17 protein-coding genes are annotated in these 20,290 nt (G+C 41.3%); 15 read left to right on the top strand and 2 right to left on the bottom strand.

All coding sequences use genetic code 11. The annotated features are described in order from the left end of the window. The first annotated feature begins 35 nt into the window (after positions 1-35). The 4 genes from RCG21_RS02180 to RCG21_RS02165 all read left to right on the top strand — a co-directional run bounded on the left by RCG21_RS02180 (position 36) and on the right by RCG21_RS02165 (position 2,897). Positions 36-674, top strand: coding sequence for an amino acid ABC transporter permease (locus RCG21_RS02180; RefSeq protein WP_133333215.1), 639 nt, complete (start codon positions 36-38; stop codon positions 672-674). Next, entirely contained in the window at positions 671-1,393 is a 723-nt protein-coding gene (locus RCG21_RS02175; protein WP_133332843.1) for an amino acid ABC transporter ATP-binding protein, read from the top strand. Before RCG21_RS02180 ends, RCG21_RS02175 begins: the two co-directional genes overlap by 4 nt. 206 nt (positions 1,394-1,599) lie before the next feature. Further along, the gene (locus RCG21_RS02170) at positions 1,600-1,902 is read left to right on the top strand and encodes a hypothetical protein (RefSeq protein WP_133332844.1); all 303 of its coding nucleotides are present in this window, start codon (positions 1,600-1,602) and stop codon (positions 1,900-1,902) included. Positions 1,903-1,988: 86 nt separating this feature from the next. Next, positions 1,989-2,897: a phosphotransferase gene (locus tag RCG21_RS02165; protein WP_235824700.1), complete on the top strand. Its 909-nt coding sequence runs from the start codon at positions 1,989-1,991 to the stop codon at positions 2,895-2,897. Between the two features lie 33 nt (positions 2,898-2,930). Here the strand turns inward: RCG21_RS02165 and pepT are convergent, their stop codons facing one another. Together pepT and RCG21_RS02155 are read right to left on the bottom strand one after the other, a co-directional pair. Further along, on the bottom strand, positions 2,931-4,163 hold the full coding sequence (gene pepT / locus RCG21_RS02160) for a peptidase T (protein ID WP_133332846.1): 1,233 nt from the start codon (positions 4,161-4,163) through the stop codon (positions 2,931-2,933). Between the two features lie 628 nt (positions 4,164-4,791). After that, complete coding sequence (locus tag RCG21_RS02155; RefSeq protein ID WP_308912865.1) at positions 4,792-5,769, bottom strand: nuclease-related domain-containing protein; 978 nt, start codon at positions 5,767-5,769, stop codon at positions 4,792-4,794. 174 nt (positions 5,770-5,943) lie between these two features. Between RCG21_RS02155 and RCG21_RS02150 the strand changes: the two genes are divergently transcribed. The 11 genes from RCG21_RS02150 (at position 5,944) to RCG21_RS02100 (ending at position 20,274) form a co-directional block, all read left to right on the top strand. Beyond that, positions 5,944-6,567 (top strand): TetR/AcrR family transcriptional regulator, encoded by a 624-nt coding sequence (locus RCG21_RS02150; protein WP_133332847.1) that lies wholly within the window; start codon positions 5,944-5,946, stop codon positions 6,565-6,567. A gap of 13 nt (positions 6,568-6,580) precedes the next feature. Then, positions 6,581-7,459 carry an ABC transporter ATP-binding protein gene (locus tag RCG21_RS02145; RefSeq protein WP_133332848.1) on the top strand — a complete coding sequence of 293 codons (879 nt, stop codon included), beginning with the start codon at positions 6,581-6,583 and terminating at the stop codon, positions 7,457-7,459. 4 nt (positions 7,460-7,463) lie between these two features. After that, complete coding sequence (locus tag RCG21_RS02140; protein WP_308912864.1) at positions 7,464-8,261, top strand: DUF2705 family protein; 798 nt, start codon at positions 7,464-7,466, stop codon at positions 8,259-8,261. 12 nt (positions 8,262-8,273) lie between these two features. Continuing rightward, the gene (locus RCG21_RS02135) at positions 8,274-9,074 is read left to right on the top strand and encodes a DUF2705 family protein (protein WP_308912863.1); all 801 of its coding nucleotides are present in this window, start codon (positions 8,274-8,276) and stop codon (positions 9,072-9,074) included. A 350-nt stretch (positions 9,075-9,424) separates the two neighbouring features. Then, entirely contained in the window at positions 9,425-10,783 is a 1,359-nt protein-coding gene (locus RCG21_RS02130; RefSeq protein ID WP_308912862.1) for an immune inhibitor A domain-containing protein, read from the top strand. Then, the gene (locus RCG21_RS02125; RefSeq protein WP_308912861.1) at positions 10,732-12,963 is read left to right on the top strand and encodes an Ig-like domain-containing protein; all 2,232 of its coding nucleotides are present in this window, start codon (positions 10,732-10,734) and stop codon (positions 12,961-12,963) included. The genes RCG21_RS02130 and RCG21_RS02125 overlap by 52 nt, the downstream gene beginning before the upstream one ends. Positions 12,964-13,086: 123 nt before the next feature. Next, positions 13,087-13,428, top strand: coding sequence for an ASCH domain-containing protein (locus tag RCG21_RS02120; protein ID WP_133333216.1), 342 nt, complete (start codon positions 13,087-13,089; stop codon positions 13,426-13,428). Positions 13,429-13,594: 166 nt separating this feature from the next. After that, positions 13,595-15,319 (top strand): ABC transporter ATP-binding protein, encoded by a 1,725-nt coding sequence (locus tag RCG21_RS02115; RefSeq protein ID WP_308912860.1) that lies wholly within the window; start codon positions 13,595-13,597, stop codon positions 15,317-15,319. Continuing rightward, positions 15,320-17,182 carry an ABC transporter ATP-binding protein gene (locus RCG21_RS02110; RefSeq protein WP_308912859.1) on the top strand — a complete coding sequence of 621 codons (1,863 nt, stop codon included), beginning with the start codon at positions 15,320-15,322 and terminating at the stop codon, positions 17,180-17,182. Positions 17,183-17,584: 402 nt separating this feature from the next. After that, a complete protein-coding gene (locus tag RCG21_RS02105; protein WP_308914238.1) occupies positions 17,585-18,787 on the top strand; it encodes an MFS transporter in 1,203 nt (400 codons plus the stop codon). Positions 18,788-19,086: 299 nt separating this feature from the next. Beyond that, positions 19,087-20,274 carry an ABC transporter substrate-binding protein gene (locus RCG21_RS02100; RefSeq protein WP_133332854.1) on the top strand — a complete coding sequence of 396 codons (1,188 nt, stop codon included), beginning with the start codon at positions 19,087-19,089 and terminating at the stop codon, positions 20,272-20,274. Positions 20,275-20,290: the final 16 nt, after the last annotated feature.

Raw genomic sequence — 20,290 nt, 5'->3', positions numbered from 1 at the left:
TACACAATGTGACGGGAATTTTAAGTGAAAATGGTATGGCCTTCTTGAAGGCCACCTGGATGACCATCTCGATTACGGTAATTTCTTTAGTGTTTGCCATGATTATTGGAGTGATTTTTGCCGGATTTAAAATTTCTTCTATAAAACTGTTAAATCGCGTGGCAGACATCTATATTGGCCTTATCCGTGGTACACCGTTAATTGTTCAAATCATGTTTTTATACTACGGAATTGCCAATTTGGTAACGCTGGACAGCTTTACCGCAGGCGCGTTGGCATTAAGTATTCATACCGGTGCCTATATTGCTGAAATTTTTAGGGGGGCGGTGCAGTCCATTGACCGAGGTCAAATGGAAGCGGCGAGGTCGTTAGGGATGCCGCTGCCGCTTGCAATGAGGAGAATTATTTTCCCACAAGCCTTCAAGCGCTCGATTCCTCCACTCGCAAATCAGTTTATTATCAGCTTAAAGGATTCATCACTGGTCGCCTATATTTCTGTTACAGACCTATTCAATACGGCACTGACGGTACAAGGTGAAAACTATATGCCGTTTGAAACTTATTTCGTTGTCGGTTTTTATTATTTAATCATTGTGCTAATCTTTACATGGTTAGCAAACAGGGTTGAGAGGAAGCTGGATGTCAGTAAACCGAAGGAGGCGGCAGTAGCGTGATTGAAATTAAACAGCTATCCAAGTCCTTCGGTGAACTTGAAGTCTTAAAAAATATTAATTTGAAGGTTCAAGAAAAAGAGGTTGTCGTGCTGATTGGTGCCAGTGGTTCTGGAAAAAGTACACTGCTTCGTTGTATGAATTTCCTGGAGACCGCGAATAACGGCGAGATTATCATTGATTCGGAAAAGGTTGACCATGGGAAATCCAATCTCAATAAAATAAGGGAAAAAGTCGGAATGGTTTTTCAACATTTTAACCTGTTTCCTCATAAAACCGTCCTTGAAAATATCATCGAGGCACCAATCTATGTGAAAAAAGAAACGAAGGCCCAGGCAACTGCTAAGGCATTGAATCTTTTGAAAAAAGTTGGCTTATCCGATAAGGCTAATTTTTATCCGGATCAGCTGTCAGGCGGGCAGAAGCAGCGTGTTGCGATTGCCAGGGCATTGGCGATGGAACCAAAGGTGATGCTTTTTGATGAACCGACCTCTGCACTTGACCCGGAGCTGGTTGGTGAAGTCCTTCAAGTCATGAAGGAATTAGCAGAAGAGGGCATGACAATGGTGATTGTCACACATGAAATGGGATTTGCCCGCGAAGTGGCAAGCCGGATTATCATGTTGGCAGATGGGAATATTATTGAAGAAGGGTCTCCAGATGAAATTTTTTCAAATCCAAAGCATGAGCGGACCCAGAGATTTTTAAACAAAATTCTATAATGAGATTGCCCCTTATTGGGGGGGCAATCTTTTTAATTTGCATATCTAAAAAAATACGTAATAAATATAATATGAGGTTAAATAAAAAAAGTAAGGTCAAAAAAAAAGAAAAATAGCACTGATCCTTCCTTTTCTACGTTAATACGATGCCGAAAATGATGTCGTGATTAGCCATTTGAATAGTCAAAATGGAGGGTGAGAAAAGGATGATTTTTAAAGAAATGGAGAAGTTTGAAGAGTTCTTATCGAGATCTTTTGCGGATGGAGTCAATTTTCGTGAATTAAGGCTTTCACAGGATGAAGTTTCACTCGTAAAAAAAAGATATCCTAAAGCGAATGTTAAGCAGTGTCATCCAATGGAATCTATAGATGGAAAGAATTGGTATGAAATCAATCTATTATTCCCTGTCGTTGCAAAGGACGAAACAGAAATTGAAGCCGTTCAAAGGGAAAATCGAAAGCTGCGTCAAGAGCTTGAGGCGTTGAAAAAATCAGTGGCGCTTTTTTAAAATGGAAAGTCCAACAAATTGTTGGGCTTTTTTTAATGAATTGGATTTCACTGAATAAAATGTACTAAAAGTGAGTTGGAGGAATTATGGAGCGCCTTAAAAATCTAGTCCTTTTGAATGGGACGTTAAAAAGTGAAAAAATCTATAAAAGTGAAACACTTTATCAAGGGATGAATGGCAAACTTGTTGAGCGATTTTATCTGTCACCGACTGAAAGTTACATTTTTAAGCCCTTAACCAATAACGGGCAGTTAGGGAAAGAGGTTTGGGTGTATGAGCATGTCCTCCCCGCTTTTCCGGAGATCTATCCCAAACTGCTGGCCTGCTCGGTTGCTGAGAAACTGGATGAGAATTGGATGATTTTTGAGGATCTTGGATCGCTTGATCATGATTTTCAGGAGGATACAGTTTTAGAAGTGGTTAGGCTGATGGCAGGATGGCACTCCCTCTCTGTTGAAGGAATGGTGGGACTTCCTGTGACGGGACTTAAACCGAAAATGGAGCACATTCTTTTAGAACTTACTGAGAAAAGGGTTTTGGTACAGGATTTGGGGATAGAGGAGATTTTTCCACTGCTTGATGGGGTTAATTTTTCAAAGAAGCTCGTGTTATCACACGGCGATCTTCATATTGGCAATATTGCAAGCGCGGGTGAGAAAGTGGTGGTGTTGGATTGGGAGCATACCCATCTGAATGCACCCTATTGGGATTTGTATCATCTGCTTGATCTAGCCCACCCTATTTTTCCGAAGCAGGTACCTCATCCGTTTCGGGAGTTGGCCTTAAAAACGTATTGTGACCATGCGGGAATAGCAGATGAGGCCTTTATAAGGGAATATTATCTATTCTCCGCTGCGTTTTCGATTTGGATGTTGTTATTGATTCGAAGTGACTTGGATTCGGGGCAGAAAAAATGGCCAAGAGAGCAGTTGGAGGCGCAGTTCGAGGAGACGGTTGCTACTTTAAGGGATTGTATCGGGGCACTGTTGAATTGAAAAAAGCTAACCGCGGGGTTAGCCTTTTCCTATTTACGCTTTTTTCTCAAAGCTTTGCGCAATGCCAACGATTACATTTACGGCTTTTTCCATGTTATCGACAGAAATAAATTCATATTTCCCGTGGAAGTTTTCGCCGCCGGTAAAGATATTAGGTGTTGGCAGACCCATAAAGGATAGTTGCGAACCGTCCGTTCCGCCGCGGATTGGTTTAATCAGCGGCTTAATGTCAAGAGATTCCATTACTTCCTGGGCAATATCAACGATTTGCTTAACCGGTTCAATTTTTTCACGCATGTTGTAGTATTGGTCATTCAGTTCAAGAAGAACATTGTCCTCGCCGTATTTTGCTTTAAACTCATTGATTAGGTTTGTAATGACTGTTTTGCGATTGTTGAATTTTTCTCGGTCATGATCACGGATGATGTAGTATAGCTTGGTTTGTTCAACATCCCCGTTGATTGAAATAAGATGATAGAAGCCTTCGTACCCTTCGGTGTATTCAGGTGCTTCTTTGGCCGGGAGCTGGTTGTTGAACTCCATCGCAATTTTGGCAGAGTTGATCATTTTACCTTTTGCTGAGCCTGGGTGAATATTGTTTCCTTTAATGGTAATCTTCGCTGCAGCTGCGTTAAAGCTTTCGTATTCTAATTCTCCTAGCGGACCGCCGTCGACGGTGTAGGCGTATGTAGCGTTAAATCGGGCAACGTCAAATTTATGCGGCCCTCTGCCGATTTCTTCATCAGGAGTGAACGCAACGCGGACCTTGCCGTGTTTGATTTCCGGATGGTTGATTAAGTATGCCATTGCGGTCATGATTTCAGCCACGCCGGCTTTGTTGTCGGCGCCGAGCAGGGTTGTGCCGTCGGTGGTGATTAAGGTATGACCTTTGTATTCTGGGAGGCTTGGGAAGTCTTTTGGTGATAGGACAACTTTTAAGGCCTCGTTTAATGTGATGTCGCCGCCGTCATAGTTTTCGTGGATTTGCGGGTTGACGTTTTTGCCGGTGAAGTCTGTAGCGGTGTCGACGTGGGCCAGGAATCCGATGGTGGGTACGTCTTTTTCTGTGTTGGACGGAAGCGTTGCCATTAGATAGCCGTTCTCATCGATGCTGACTTCTTGCATGCCAATGGACTTTAATTCTTCTTCAAGTTTGTGGAGCAAGGTCCACTGCCCTGGTGTTGATGGACAAGTGCTGCTGCTTTCGTCAGATTGGGTATCAATTTTTACATAGGAAGTAAATCTTTCAATGATTTCATTTTTCATGTTTGTTTGCACTCCCTTATTTTGGTTTTGCTACATGTTTATAATAGCACTTTCGTTGGATGGGTACACGTTTTTAGATAAGTCGATGTGCTACTCTCAGATGAGCGTAAAATACTCTCAAAAGTGAATGCTACTCTCGGATGGGGTGGCAATACTCGTGAATGAGAGTTAAATACTCTCGGATAAGTTGAGAATACTCTCAAAAGTGAATGCCACTCTCGGATGAGGTGGTAATACTCATGGATGAGCGTAAAATACTCTCGGATAAGCTGAGAATACTCTCAAAAGTGAATGCTACTCTCGGATGGGGTGGCAATACTCATGGATGAGCGTAAAATACTCTCGGATAAGCTGAGAATACTCTCAAAAGTAGATGCTACTCTCGGATGGGGTGGCAATACTCGTGAATGAGAGTTAAATACTCTCGGATAAGGTGAGAATACTCTCAAAAGTGAATGCCACTCTCGGATGAGGTGGTAATACTCATGGATGAGCGTAAAATACTCTCGGATAAGGTGAGAATACTCTCAAAAGTGAATGCCACTCTCGGATGAGGTGGTAATACTCATGGATGAGCGTAAAATACTCTCGGATAAGGTGAGAATACTCTCAAAAGTAGATGCTACTCTTACCTGACTTTGCTTAAATCCATAATATATGACCTATTTTTAAACGTTCCTTCCATATCCATATTGGAGCTTTGCAAAATTCGGGTTGCAGTATGGATATTGTCAACCCGCAAAAACTCCCGGCACTCTCGATTCGTAATTGTTCTTTTAAAAAGCAGAAACCATTCCTGTAAGTTCCTCACATGGGCCAAATGATCAGTCGCCTCACAATAAGGGCAGTACCAGGTCCTACAGTGTTTCACCATCCCAATCCGGTCACATACCTTACAAATCACCCCTGGCTGAATGTCCTCAAATGGTATTTGATAAGCCTCACAGATTGGCTTTGGAATATAACGTTGATGACTATTAAGCAATTCTGCAGAAAGCCACTCAAAACAGTAAGGATCTAACTTCTTTGTTAGCTTTGGGATACTGTTAATAAAGGCGGGAATCGAACTGGGGAATAGGACTTTTGCCTTCGAAGGCGGGACTTCCACAATTTGTCTTGGGTAGGCAAGAACAACAGCCCCATAAATAGGAATATAAATGTTTCGGGACCTTAGCCAGGCACTCAATAATTCACGATTGTGATCCAATTGAACGACAGGGCTTTCAAACCCATCCTTTTGTCCATTTTCCCTTGTGCGGATCAGTTGAGGCGGATTTTCTCTGAACTCCAAACTTCCGCCAATATTCTTCGTTTCAAAAACTAACCCATAAGAAGGAGTCATAAAATAGGTATCCATTTGGAATTTCTCATCAGAGCTGGGGGATAAATCGTGGAAAATGTGGTGATCAAATGGAAACAAGTGTCTTCTGGAAATTTCAGATACCTTTTCTTCTCCGCCAATTCCTGCTTCTACTGATGCCTGCTTACTAGATAAAACAGGAAGAAACGGATGGTTCGCAGCTAACCAATTTTGAGCAGAAATGACGCCTGTCAGAGTAAGTGACAGGTCTCTTTCTTTTAACGTAAAAATATCTTTCACCTCCATATATTCAGCCTCGTATGTATCTTAGCACAACCCGCGGACCCATAATAACCTTACAAAGAAATGTTCTGAAAAATGTAAAAAATATCCGTTGACCGCTATTGACCTAGTTGGTCAACGGAGTTACAATGTCATTGACTAATGTGGTCAACGCAATAAAGAAAGAGGGCAGCCACTATGTTTTCTAAATTTCTCAACCTAGATCAAGAAAAACAAGACCGAATAATCAATGCAGCCATAAAGGAATTCGCCCTGAAGGGATATGATAACGCCTCAACAAATGAAATCGTAAAAGAAGCGGGTATATCAAAGGGCTTGCTGTTTCATTATTTTGGCAACAAGAAGCAAATGTTTTTATTTTTATTTGATCACTGCTGCAAAATCATTGCCGATGAATTTTATATAAAAATCAATTTACAGGAAAAAGACCTTTTTAACAGAATTCGCGGAGCCATCTTAATTAAGACAGAATTATTAAACCAATATCCCAACCTATTTAAATTTATTGAAGAGGCTTATCTAGACGAATCATCTGAGATTAAAATTGAGATTGAAAAAAAGGTAAAGGAACTAAATGACATCAATTTTGGCAAAATCTATGATGGCATTGATTTTTCAAAATTTCGATCGGATATGGATATCAAAAAGGTCTTAAAAATTATTACCTCTACCTTTGAAAAACTGGGTGAAGAGGAAATGAACAAGGTAAAACTTTCCCCCTCTCACCAAATTGATTACGAAAGAATTCAAGTAGAAATCGAAGAGTATTTTGAGATCTTGATGAAAGCTTTTTATAAATAAGGGGGTTCACGCGATGAATGTGATTGAACTGAATAACTTAACAAAGACCTATGGCAATTCGCGAGGTATTACAGATATCAGCTTTCATGTCGAGGAAGGAGAAGTTTTCGGGTTTATCGGGCCGAATGGCGCCGGAAAGTCGACGACCATCCGCACACTTCTTTCACTCATCTACCCAACAAGCGGCAGTGCCACAATTTTTGGCAAGGACAGCGTGAAGTATGCACCAGAAATCAAAAAAGAAATCGGTTATTTGCCATCAGAAGTTTTTTATTATGACAACATGAAAGTCAAAGACCTCCTCAAGTACTCGGCAAGTTTTTATAAAAAGGATTGCAGTAAACGGATGAAAGAATTAGCCGAAATCATGGATCTTGACCTTAATAAAAAAATCGATGACCTCTCATTTGGAAACAAAAAGAAAGTTGGAATCGTCCAAGGGCTCCTTCATGATCCGAAACTCATCATCCTTGACGAACCGACAAGCGGGCTTGACCCGTTAATGCAGCAAAAATTCTTTGATCTATTAAAAGAAGAAAATAAAAAGGGCAAGACGATTTTGTTTTCCTCCCATATTTTGAGTGAAGTGCAAAAAATGTGCGATCGTGTGGCGATTATTAAAGAGGGCCGACTTGTAAAGGTGGAAAAAATCAGTACCTTACGTGAAAACAATCATAAAAAGTTCAAGTTAGAAACCAAGGCCCCTCTTACGAATCTAACAATAGATGGGGTCACGAATTTCGAGGTGAAAGACAATATCACTAGCTTCCTATACAGCGGCAATATCAACTTGATTTTGAAAAAACTCTCGGAGCTTGAGCTTGAGAACCTTTGGATTGACGAACCGGATCTTGAGGAAATCTTTATGCACTATTATGAAAAGGAGAATTAAAACGATGAATATCTTTCTCCATGAACTAAAGGCATATCGGAAGTCGACGGTAATCTGGACACTTTCTTTAGCAGCGTTGATTGTTTTTTTCCTCTCGATGTTCCCTGGCTTAACACAGGATGCGGATCAGTTTAAAAAGCTGCTGGAGAACTATCCCGAAGCGGTCCGGAGGGCGCTAGGTGTTTCGCTTGATAGCATTACATCGTTATTAGGGTTCTATTCCTACGGTTTTACCTATGTGCTTTTGTGTGGTTCCATTCAGGCTATGAATCTAGGAACCTCGATATTATCAAAAGAGGTTCGGGAAAAAACAGCTGATTTTTTGCTCACAAAGCCTGTTACAAGGAAGCAAATTGTCACAGCTAAACTATTGGCAGTAGTAGCCTCCTTGATCATTACGAATGTTATTTACATTGTCATTGCAGTCAATACAGCATTGGCCGTCAGTGAGAATTCATTTGATTTAACGACCTTTTTGCTGATTTCACTAACCGCTTTTTTAGTAGAATTGATGTTTGTCGCACTGGGAATGCTTATTTCAGTATCAGTCCCAAAAATTAAATCCGTTTTGCCGATTTCACTTGGTACCGTATTTGGCTTTTATGTCTTAAATATGTTAGGTTCAGTGATTGGCGAAAAGGCGATTCGCTACCTCACCCCATTTAAGTATTATGAAACAACTTATATTATCAAACATTCAAGCTATGACGCTTCTTTTATTATCATTGAAATGGTCTTTATTTTTGCAACGATTGCCGCCAGTTATGTGATTTATACTAAAAAAGACATTCATGCGGTATAAGGAGGTGTGGTCATGAATTTATTTTTCCGAGAAATGAAGGCAAATCGGAAGTCATTGATCATTTGGTGTTTTGGTATCCTGTTTATGGTTGTAGCCGGAATGGGAAAATATGAGGGTTATTCTTCCTCATCAGGTCAATCGATTAACGAACTGATGGCGAGTATGCCGAAATCCTTACAGGCGATGATGGGCGTCGGAGAGTTAGATTTTTCAACCCCAATCGGGTTTTACGGGATGCTATTTGCGTACCTTCTTTTAATGGCTGCGATTCATGCATTAATGATTGGCGCCAATATCATTGCAAAAGAAGAGCGGGACAAAACAACAGAATTTTTAATGGCAAAACCCATCTCGCGTCAAAGGATTCTCACGGTGAAGCTATTGGCTGCCCTTGTGAATGTAGTTATTTTCAATCTTGTCACGTTAGTTCTTTCGGTAGCGATGGTATCCAAGTTTAATAAAGCAGGTGATCCGCTGGATGTGATCTATACCTTAATGGCCGGAATGTTTATGCTGCAGCTTATTTTCCTGCTACTAGGTTCGACAATGGCATCTGTTCTCAAAAAACCAAAACGGGCTGCATCCATCGGAACAGCTATTCTTTTAATCTTGTATCTTTTATCGATTTTTATCGATCTAAACCATAAGCTGGATGGATTAAAGTACTTGACCCCCTTTAAATATTATGATGCGAAAAAGGTAATGGCGGATGCAGCACTTGACCCTGTATATATGTGTGTTTCTATCGTAGCAGTAGCTGTTTTAGCGGCAGTTACCTATGTTTCCTATCAAAAAAGGGATTTGAATGTTTAAAGGCCAAATCCCTCGGTTATTTTTATGGAGTCGTGAAATTAAGAATATATAAAGTGCTTATTCAACAACTGTATCTAAAAAACTACTATATTAATCATTTCTTTAACACTCGGAAGAATTTCATCCGGGTGTTTTTTTAGCATTTTAGTGGGAGAAATAGCGGAAAAGGAAGTATTATAGCTAAAAATAATATCCAAAATTTACAAATTATCCGTAAATTCGCATATCTATGATGATAGAATACTATTTGATCATTTAAAATCTACTGCTAAAGACCTATATTTGTAGATTTTAAAAAATAAAAAAAGGAGGAGCATTTTTATATAGTTTAAAAATGGGGGGATAGGTAAATGGTTAAGTGGAAAAAGATGCTCGGTTCTTCATTGCTTTCGGCCGGGCTGGTATTTAGTTCTTTTGCACCGATCACATTTGCAAAAGAAGTAAAGGGAAAAGATATTCAGTTAAAGAACCTTCAAAAAATGGAATTCCATCAAACTAACAGTGATACTGGTAAATTGCCTTTTCTAGATCAACATACTGGTGGTCCATTTGATAAAGGGATCATCAATGAAAAAAAAGTACTTAAGCTTTTAATTAAACAGGGAATTGTTGACAAGAATGCCTCCGAAGAGAAACAGCACAAGCAAATGTATGATTATATTGCCAAACGGGCTGAAAAGGCGGAAGTGAAAGGTACCAATCAACAAGAAGTTAAAAAGGTTCGGGCAAAAATGCAAGAAAAGAAGAAGTTAAAGCTTAAGCCTGCGGGAGCGCTTAAGGAAGAGAAAAAGGTAAATCCAAAAGTATTCACAGGCAAGAAAGTTGGTCCGATTCAGAAAGAGCCATGGACCGGGGCGGTAAGAAAAGATAAGGTACTTGTGCTATTAATCGATTATCCCAACTATCAGAATAGCAACATTGGAGAAGATGAAACCTACCTTTACTATGATAACTATACCCAGCAGCACTATCAGGATATGATTTTTGGTGACAATGGATATACAGGACCGAACGGCGAAAAATTGCTATCCGTTAAACAATATTATGACCAGCAATCAGGTGGAAGCTACACAATTGATGGCCAGGTTTCTAAATGGTATACCGCTCAACATAATGCAGACTATTATGGCAAAAATGATCCACAGCAAGGAGACAGCGATGTTAACCCGCGTGCATTAGTGGTAGAGGCTTTGGCAGCAGCGGCCAAAGATCCAGCTATTAAGTTTAGCGACTATGATATAGAGGATCAATATGATTTAGATGGAGATGGAAACTATCGTGAACCAGATGGAATCATTGACCATTTAATGGTCATCCACTCCGGTGTTGGCGAAGAAGCTGGGGGCGGCGCACTTGGTGCAGATGCAATTTGGTCCCACAGCTGGGATTTAGGAGGGCCTGTTCAAATTCCAGGTTCAAACTATTATGGATACACTTACACCATTGAGCCGGAAGACGGTGCAGCGGGTGTCTTTTCCCATGAATTTGGCCATGATTTGGGTTTGCCTGATGAATATGACACGGCATATACCCAAAATGCTGTGGGTGCCGCAACGGAATATTGGACGATTATGTCCTCAGGAAGCTGGGCCGGAATAATTCCTGGACGGAACCAACAGGTTTTAGCCCATATGATAAGGAGTATCTACAAGGGACTATGCCTGGGTCCAACTGGTTTAAAAATGCCGAGTATAAATTGGATGATCTGAAAGGCGGAAAGACGGTTCTTTTGGATCAGGCAAGTGTCAAGGGAACAAACCAAGATGCGGTAAAAATTCAATTGCCGAAAAAATCAACAACCGTTAATGCACCTGCAAGCGGCCAATATGAGTACTTTAGCGGCAGTGCTAATAATCTCACAAATGGAATGGTAGCACCTGTGAATTTAACAGGAAAGTCATCAGCACAGTTAAAAATTAAAACTTGGTATAATATTGAAAAGGATTTTGACTATGCTTATGTTGGCGTATCGTTAGACGGGCAGAATTTTTCTCCGCTGCCGGGTACCATTACAACCAACTCCAATCCATATGGCGCGAATCTTGGAAATGGTATTACGGGTAATTCCAATGGGTGGAAGGATGCAACATTTGATCTTTCCGCACTTGCAGGGAAACAATTTTATTTAGTCATTGCTTATGTAACGGACCCGGGAGTTGCCATGCCTGGTTTTTATCTGGATGATATACAGATAACTGCAAATGGCCAAACGGTTTTAAGTGATAATGCGGATGGAGCGCAATCACCGTTTTTGCTTCAAGGTTTCACGAAAAACAATGGGAAATCCCTAACGGATCAATATTATTTATTAGAATGGCGTAACTATGCGGCTGCAGATGTGGCGCTAAAACATTTATGGGAAGCTTATGATATAACTTATGATCCAGGTGCGGTGCTTTGGTATGTGGATAACAAGTATACCGAAAACTGGGTCGGAGATCACCCTGGGGATGGATTCTTAGGGGTTGTGGATGCCCATCAAAAAACAGCTGATTTCTATGATGCTTCGACATCAGCCAATCTTGGGGCAGTCCCTTATTCACGGTACCAAATTCAAGATGCAGCATTTTCGTTGAAACCTACCGACGAAACCTATATCGACCTCACACAATATGGGGCCTCGTACTATGTTAAGTTAGATGCGCAGTCAGCCGTCAATTTATTTGATGATTCAAGGGATTACAGCAATCCAGGGCTGATTTATGCTGGCCGTAATGTACCGAAATTAGGATTAAGCTTCCAGGTTACGGAACAAGCAAATGATATGTCAGTCGGAGCCGTTAAGATTTCTGTAAAGAGTAATGACTCTGTAACACTGAATTCACTTAGCAAAACGGTTTATTCCAATAAAACGGGATACAACAAAGTATCAATCTCTGGTAAATTACAAGGAACAGTCGGGGGCACGGTTAAGTATGAGATAATAAATAGTACCGGCAAAGCCGTTACTTCAATCTCTGAAAAGTTAACGGCAGCCAGCCAGTCGTTCAGTAAAACACTCACCTTGCCTGCTAATACTCCGACAGGAGCTTATACGGTGAAGGTAACGGCAGGGTCAGCTGTAAAGCAAGCCTCATTTAAAGTGGATAATGATGCACCAAAGGTAACAGCTTCACCGAACGGCAGCAAGACACTTGCGAAACAAGCGGCTACAAAAGTAACGGTTACGGATTCTAATCCTGGAACATTAGAGTATTATTGGTCACAAAGCACGAAAGCACCAGCTTCAGGTTATAAGACATTCAAGAGCGGTTCAACATTAACACTTTCAGGTAAAACAGGCTCATGGTACCTGCACGTCCGTGCAAAAGATAAAGTTGGAAATTCCACGGCTTGGAGAACAAATTCTTTCAATCTGGACGGGGTAAAGCCAACCGTAACGGTTTCGCCAAACGGCAGCACGAAACCGGCAAAATCAGTATCGCCTAAGGTAACGGTTAAAGACTCGAACCTCAGCAGCTATGGATATGCCTGGACGAAGAGTGCAGCCGCACCGAAGTCAGGGTTTAAATCCTTTAAAAATGGTACGAATCTAACTTCTCCTAAAGGTGATGGAAAATACTACCTGCACATCCTTGCAAAAGATAAAGCAGGAAACACGGTGATCTTTAATTCTAAATCGTTCCTCTTAGATAACAAAGCACCAGCCAAACCACAGGTTGATAAAATCGTAAGTAAAGAGAAATTGGTTACCGGTCATGGAGAAAAAGGTGCAAAGATTACCGTTAAAGCAGGGAAAACCGTTGTGACTGGCTATGTCAACAGTAAAGGGAAGTATTCGATTAAACTGAAAAATGCCTTAAAAGTGGGGACGACTGTCTATGTAACGGCAACGGATACAGCAGGAAATAAGAGTTCCGCCGCAAAGACGACGGTAAGAAAGAAATAAAATTATAAAATAAGAGGGCAGGAACCGATTGGTTCCGCCTTTTTATTTAGATTTTAGGCGTGAACTTTTCTTATGGTTACAATAATGCTAAAATGGAAAAATAATCTATGCAAGGAGGAAATGATGATGACAGAAAACAATGCATTACCACCAAAGACATGTACAATTGACCGCATGATAACGGTAGCGGAAGACGTACAAAAAGTACTCTCAGGAGAAAAAACAGCAACGCGCCGTAACGGACGTTATGCCGATCCAGGGGAAATCATGACACTAGAGGGACGTCAATTTGTCGTCGAAAAGGTCTACTCGCAATCTCTAGGTGAATTAACTGATGACGATGCACGCCGCGAGGGCTTCAATTCTTTAGAAGATTATAAGCAATCGATTCTTTCGATGCATCCAGGAATGCCATGGCTTCCACAAATGCGCGTCTGGGTTCATGAATTCCGCCCTGCAGAATAAGTACATACTAAAAAACGAAGCAACATTCCGTATACGCGGAGTGTTGTTTTTTTATTTGAATAATATTAAGTCCTAAAATTTGTTTAACAACCCGTAGCCTCATTATAATAAACATATCTAAATTTGATACTTCCTACATTTCCAGCAATTAGAGGTGAACAATGTCGTGAAATTTTTAGGCAAATATATAAGGAAGTATTGGAAATTCTTTTTAACTGCCGTATTATTTCTAACCTTCGAAGCCATATGTGACCTGCTGCAGCCGACCATTATGTCCAAGATCATTGACGTCGGTGTTGCCAAGCGGGATATCCATTACGTATTAAAAATGGGCGGCATAATGCTGCTGGTTACGGCCATTGGTGCAGTGTCTGCCTCTACGAGAAGCATCGTGGCCAGTACAGTTTCACAAAATTTTGGTGCTGAACTTCGGTCGGATCTATTTAAAAAAATCCAATCGCTGTCCTTTAAAAACATCGATCGTTTTGACCGCGCGTCGTTAATTACAAGGCTGACCAATGACGTGAACCAGGTACAAATTTTTGTAAACGGGCTAATGAGGATGTTTGTAAAAGCTCCCCTACTTGCCTTTGGCGGGTTAATTATGGCCTCACGGTTAAATCTTCGCCTCACGGTGGTCCTTGCGGTCGTGGTACCAATCGTTGGAGTGCTGATTATGATGAATATGAGGCTCGGATTTCCTCTATTCACCAAGGTGCAAAAGGCATTAGACCGGGTGAACAGTGTAATGAGGGAATATTTATCAGGAGTCCGCGTGGTAAAAGCCTTCAATCGAATGGATGTAGAAATTGCTAAATTCACGAAGGCCAATCATCAATTTCAGCACCAATCGATTTCAGCGACAAGACTAATGTCTATTTTCGGCCCCTCTATTATGCTGACAGTAAATCTGGGGATTGTCGCGGTTCTCTGGCTGGGAGGATTAGGAGTCGAATCAGGCCAAATTCAAGTCGGTCATATTATTGCATTTACCAACTATATGACACAAATTTTATTTTCATTGATGATGATCTCTATGGTATTTAATATGTTCGTCCGTGCCAAGGCCTCGGCGGGAAGGATTGGCGAGGTATTTCAGCAGGAAGACTTCCAGACCTGGAAGGACGAAGTGAACGAAAATGCAACAGAAAAAGGCAGAATTGACTTTGAAAACGTTTCATTTTCATATGAGGGAACAAATGAACCTGTTTTAAAGGATATTAATCTTACCTTCCTGCCCGGGGAGACCGTTGGAATTATTGGTTCAACCGGATCAGGAAAAAGTACGCTTGTCGGCCTCATCCCCCGCTTTTATGATGTCAGCTCCGGGACCATCAAGGTAGATGGAGAAAATGTTAATGAGGTTGATCCAAAAAGATTGAGAGAAAAAATCGCGATTGTACCGCAAAAGACAATTCTTTTTACCGGCAGTGTTGCTGAAAATATTAAATGGGGTAAAGAGGATGCCAGTGACGAGGAAATTGAAGCGGCAGCTGTGATCGCCGGTTCCCATGATTTTATATCGGCGTCTCCAGAAGGTTATCAAACCATCATTGGCCAAGGCGGCGTGAATTTTTCCGGTGGACAAAAACAGCGGATATCCATTGCCAGGGCATTAATTAAGAAACCGGAAATTCTTATTTTGGATGATAGTACGAGCGCAGTTGATGTGGCAACAGAAGCAAAAATAAAGGAGTCCTTGAAAAAGTACGCAAAAGGTCTCACTTGTCTGCTAATTGCCCAGCGGATTACTTCTATTATCGATGCAGATAAAATTGTTGTGATGGAACAAGGTAAGGTAGTTGGAATCGGAACACATGAAGAACTGATTCATGAATGCAAAGTCTATCAGGAAATCTTCCAATCGCAGATTGGCAAGGAGGTGGAGTAGATGGCGAAGGAAACAGAACAATCGCGTCCCACCCCGCCGCTTCCAGGTCCAGGTGGACGACCAGGCGGATTTGGCGGCGCTCACCGAAGAGGACCTGTCGTGAAGCCAAAGAATTTTAAAGGAACGCTCAAACGGCTATGGCACTATGTCGGTAAGGAAAGAAACATGCTTTCAATCATTTTTATATTTATTGTGATTGATTCTGTCCTTACATTGATTGCCCCTTACCTAATCGGAAGAGCAATTGATGCGATGAGCCTTCATAGCAGGGTTGATTTTGGATTGTTAGAAAAAACAATCATTATTCTTACCTCCGCATATGTCGCCGATGCCGCCCTAACCTTTTTACAGGGCTGGCTGATGGCTGGAGTTTCGCAGCGAATTGTAAAAAACCTCAGAGATGCTCTTTTCAAAAAGCTGCAAAAGCTCCCTGTTGCGTTTTTTGACACAAGAACACACGGAGAATTAATGAGCAGATTGTCCAATGATGTTGATAATGTCAGCAACACTATTTCCCAATCCACAACTCAGCTTATGTCCGGGGCAATTGTCATTATTGGGTCCTTAATCATGATGCTGGTTTTGAGCCCGATTTTGACCTTAGTAAGTTTAATCACGGTTCCATTAGTTTTTTTACTTACGAAAACGATTGCCAAAAAGACAAGTGTGTTATTTAAGGACCAGCAGATAAAGTTAGGAAAATTAAATGGTCATATTGAGGAGACTATATCTGGTCTCCATGTTGTAAAAGCCTTTAATCATGAGGATAAGGTCATCGAGGAATTTGATGAAGTCAACACCAAGCTCCGTGAGGTCGGCCTTAAGGCACAAATTTGGTCGGGATTTTTGATGCCGATTATGAACGTAATCAACAATTTAGGCTTTACTCTTGTAGCGGTTGTCGGGGGAATTCTTGCCGTTAAAAGCTTGATTACCATTGGTGCAATTGCCAGCTTTATCACGTATTCCCGGCAATTTGTCCGCCCGCTGAATGATCTCGCTAATATTTTTAATATCCTGCAGTCTGGTGTTGCAGGTGCCGAGCGGGTTTTTGAAGTTCTCGATGAACAGGAAGAGCCGGAGGATGTGCCTGATGCTGTGGAATTAAACAATCCGAGAGGCCATGTTGTTTTTGAAAATGTAAGCTTTGGCTATCGGCAGGATGTCCCGATTTTAAAAAATGTTCATTTTGTATCACCTGAGGGCAGCAGTACGGCACTTGTCGGGCCGACGGGTGCAGGAAAAACGACGGTGGTGAACCTGTTAACTCGGTTTTACGATGTGACGAGCGGCCGGATTTTACTCGATGGCCGGGATATCCGCGAATATACAAGGGATAGCCTGCGGCGATGCTTTGGTTTTGTGCTTCAAGATACCTATTTATTCTCCGGAACGATTAAAGAAAATATCAAATATGGAAAACCGGATGCGACCGATGATGAGGTGGCGGCAGCTGCACGGATGGCCAATGCTGATGGCTTTATCAGACGCCTGCCAAAGCAATATGATACGGTGCTTGCGGAAAATGGCGGTAATTTAAGTCAAGGCCAACGCCAGCTGCTCGCAATTGCCAGGGTGATATTAGCGAAACCTTCCCTGTTGATATTGGATGAGGCAACCTCGAGTATTGATACCCGTACTGAGCTTCATATTCAGGAAGCACTGTTAACGTTAATGGAGAACCGCACAAGCTTTATCATCGCCCACCGCTTAAATACGATTCGGGATGCTGATACCATTATGGTGATTGATCTAGGGCAGATTATTGAAAAAGGCAGCCACGATGAATTAATGAAGCAAAACGGAAGATACTATCAAATGTTTTTCAATCAATTTAAAAATATCGAAGGAGCACTGGACTAACAGTGCTCTTTTTTGCCTTAGGCTGTGTTAATGGCCATTCAAATTTTAAACTTGTTGATTGGAGCGGAAGGTGCGAAGACTCCTCAAAAATGCTACGCATTTTCTTTGTGCGTGGGCGATTCAAGGAAGCAATTTAGTATCCTGCGGGAGCACGGAACTGGGGAGACCCCACAGGCGCTTAAGCGCCGAGGAGGCTCCCGGACCGCCCGCGGAAAGCGAAGCGCCTGGAGCGGAAATCAACAAGCAAGTTTATTTGAAAAATGTAGTGACTGATGTAAAGACACCTGTTAGAATACAGTTGGACTTATTAAAAGAATGAGGTATTGGAAATAGTAAAAATATATTTAGATCAGGAGGGTCCATATGATTAACGAGCAGGATGTTTTTAACAGAGGCGCTGCGATGAAAAACAAGGATGTCTCCAGCCGGAAATTGCTGACCATTGCCGGTACGGGTTGGATGTTTGATGCCATGGATGTGGGGATGCTTTCCTTCATTATCGCTGCCCTAAAAGTAGAATGGAATTTATCTGCGGAGCAAATGGGCTGGATTGGCAGTATCAATTCCATCGGTATGGCAGTCGGCGCCCTTATTTTTGGATTAATGGCGGATCGGGTGGGCCGGAAAAGTGTTTTTATAATCACGCTATTATTATTTTCAATTGGCAGTGGTGCCTCCGCCTTTACCACAACAATCACCATGTTTTTAGTATTGAGGTTTTTCATTGGGATGGGTCTTGGCGGCGAGCTTCCAGTGGCCTCCACCCTTGTTTCGGAAAGTGTTCCGGTTGAAAAGCGCGGAAGAATTGTTGTACTGCTTGAAAGCTTTTGGGCAGTCGGCTGGTTGGTTGCTGCGGTTATTTCCTATTTTGTCATTCCAAAGTTTGGCTGGCAGGTAGCATTACTGATTAGTGCAATTCCTGCCATTTATACTCTCTATTTACGCATGGGCTTACCGGATTCTCCCCGTTTCACCGAAGCGAAAAAGAGAGAGAAAATTTCAGTATTTCAAAGCATGGCAAAGTTATTTTCCAAGGAATATGGCCGCCAAACCACGATGCTCTGGGTTGTCTGGTTCTGTGTCGTATTTTCCTATTATGGAATGTTCCTATGGCTTCCAAGTGTAATGGTCATGAAAGGCTTTAGTTTAATTAAAAGCTTCGAATATGTGCTGATTATGACTCTTGCCCAGCTGCCTGGTTATTTTACCGCAGCATGGTTTATTGAGAAATTTGGCCGGAAATTTGTATTGGCTGTCTATTTAACCGGAACGGCGATCAGCGCTTATTTCTTTGGAAATGCGGATACAACAGCTTTATTAATGCTTTCAGGAATTCTGTTATCCTTCTTTAATTTAGGTGCATGGGGCGGACTTTACGCTTATACACCAGAACAGTATCCAACCATTATCCGTGGTACCGGTACTGGGATGGCAGCATCCTTTGGTCGAATCGGCGGGGTGCTTGGACCGCTGTTGGTAGGATACTTGGTGGCTGGAAAAACATCCGTTTCCATGATTTTTACCATTTTTTGTATTACCGTTCTAGTAGGGGCGGCTGCGGTCGTTTTTCTAGGAAAAGAAACGAAAAGTAAAGTATTAGAATAATTTTTTCACAAAAGGAGAATTCCATTTCAGGAGTTCTCTTTTTCTCTCTCTATTTCTTGAAAAATATTTTTGAAGGGACTTATTTTTGCATTCTATAGGAATTTTAACGCTTCACAGTGCGAAAATCCTAATGGAACAAAGATTAGCTTGTAATATTCATTATTTTAAAAATTATTTTAAAATAACGGACAATAGTACTAGACGAAAGGAAAATAATTTTGTACAATGTTTTCAGAATATTAATTGTTTTAGAAACAATAAGAAAACTATTGGAAAAATTATCTAGCAGGGGGTATTCCATGAAAAAGAAGAAAGTAGTAGGTGTAGTTGCATCCTTTTTAGTTGCAGCAAGTGTTATGGCTGGATGCAGCAGCAGTTCATCAACCAGCGGCAATGCTTCAAGCAGTGACAGCAAAACGATTAAAATCGGGGCCAACCTCGAGTTATCCGGCGGCGTTGCTTCTTACGGCCAATCGATTAAAGAAGGTGTTGATCTCGCTATCAGTGAAATCAACAAAAAAGGAATTGATGGTAAGAAGTTGCAGCTAGTAAGTGTCGATAACAAATCAGATGCTGCTGAAGCAACAAACGGCGCAATCAAATTAATCACACAAGATAAAGTATCAGCTGTTATTGGTGCAGCAACAAGTACAGACACCCTTGCACAAGTACAAATTGCTAATGATAATAAAGTACCAATATTGACTCCAACAGGAACAAACCCTACGGTTACGGTTAAAGATGGTAAATTAAATGATTATGTATTCCGTACTTGTTTCATTGACCCATTCCAAGGTACTGTAGCGGCTAATTTCGCTTCCAATGAATTAAAAGTGAAGAATGCAGCAGTCCTTATTGATAGCTCAAGTGACTATGCAAAAGGTTTAGCGGCTTCTTTCAAAGATTTCTTTAAGAAAAATGGCGGCAATGTTGTATCTGAGGAAGCATATGTTGCAAAAGATACTGATTTCCATGCTACATTAACTCGTATCAAAGCGAAAAACCCTGACTTTGTGTTTATCCCTGGATATTATGAAGAAGTAGGCTTAATCGTGAAGCAAGCGCGTGAAATTGGTCTAAATGTACCAATGATGGGTGCTGACGGCTGGGATTCTCCTAAACTAGTAGAAATTGCTGGTGCTAAGGCATTAAATAACACTTACATCACAAACCACTACTCTTCAGGCGATTCAGATGCAAAAGTACAAGAGTTCGTAAAAGCATTCGAAGCGAAGTATGGAGGGAAAACTCCAGATGCTTTCAACGCATTAGGCTATGACTCAGCTTACTTTATCGCAGATGCAATTAAGCGTGCAGGCTCTGGTGACCCGCAAAAAATCCAAAAAGCTCTTGCTGAAACAAACAATTTATCACTTGTAACAGGATCAATGAAGCTGGACAAGAACCATGATCCAATCAAATCAGCTGTAATTCTTGAGTACAAAGATGGTAAACAAACATTTAAATCAAAGGTAAATCCTCAATAAGATGAAACGAAAATGA

This window comes from Bacillus salipaludis (genome assembly GCF_030938565.1).
In the GTDB taxonomy this organism is placed as follows: Bacteria; Bacillota; Bacilli; order Bacillales; family Cytobacillaceae; genus Neobacillus; species Neobacillus salipaludis_A.
This window is presented reverse-complemented; position numbering and strand designations above follow the sequence as displayed.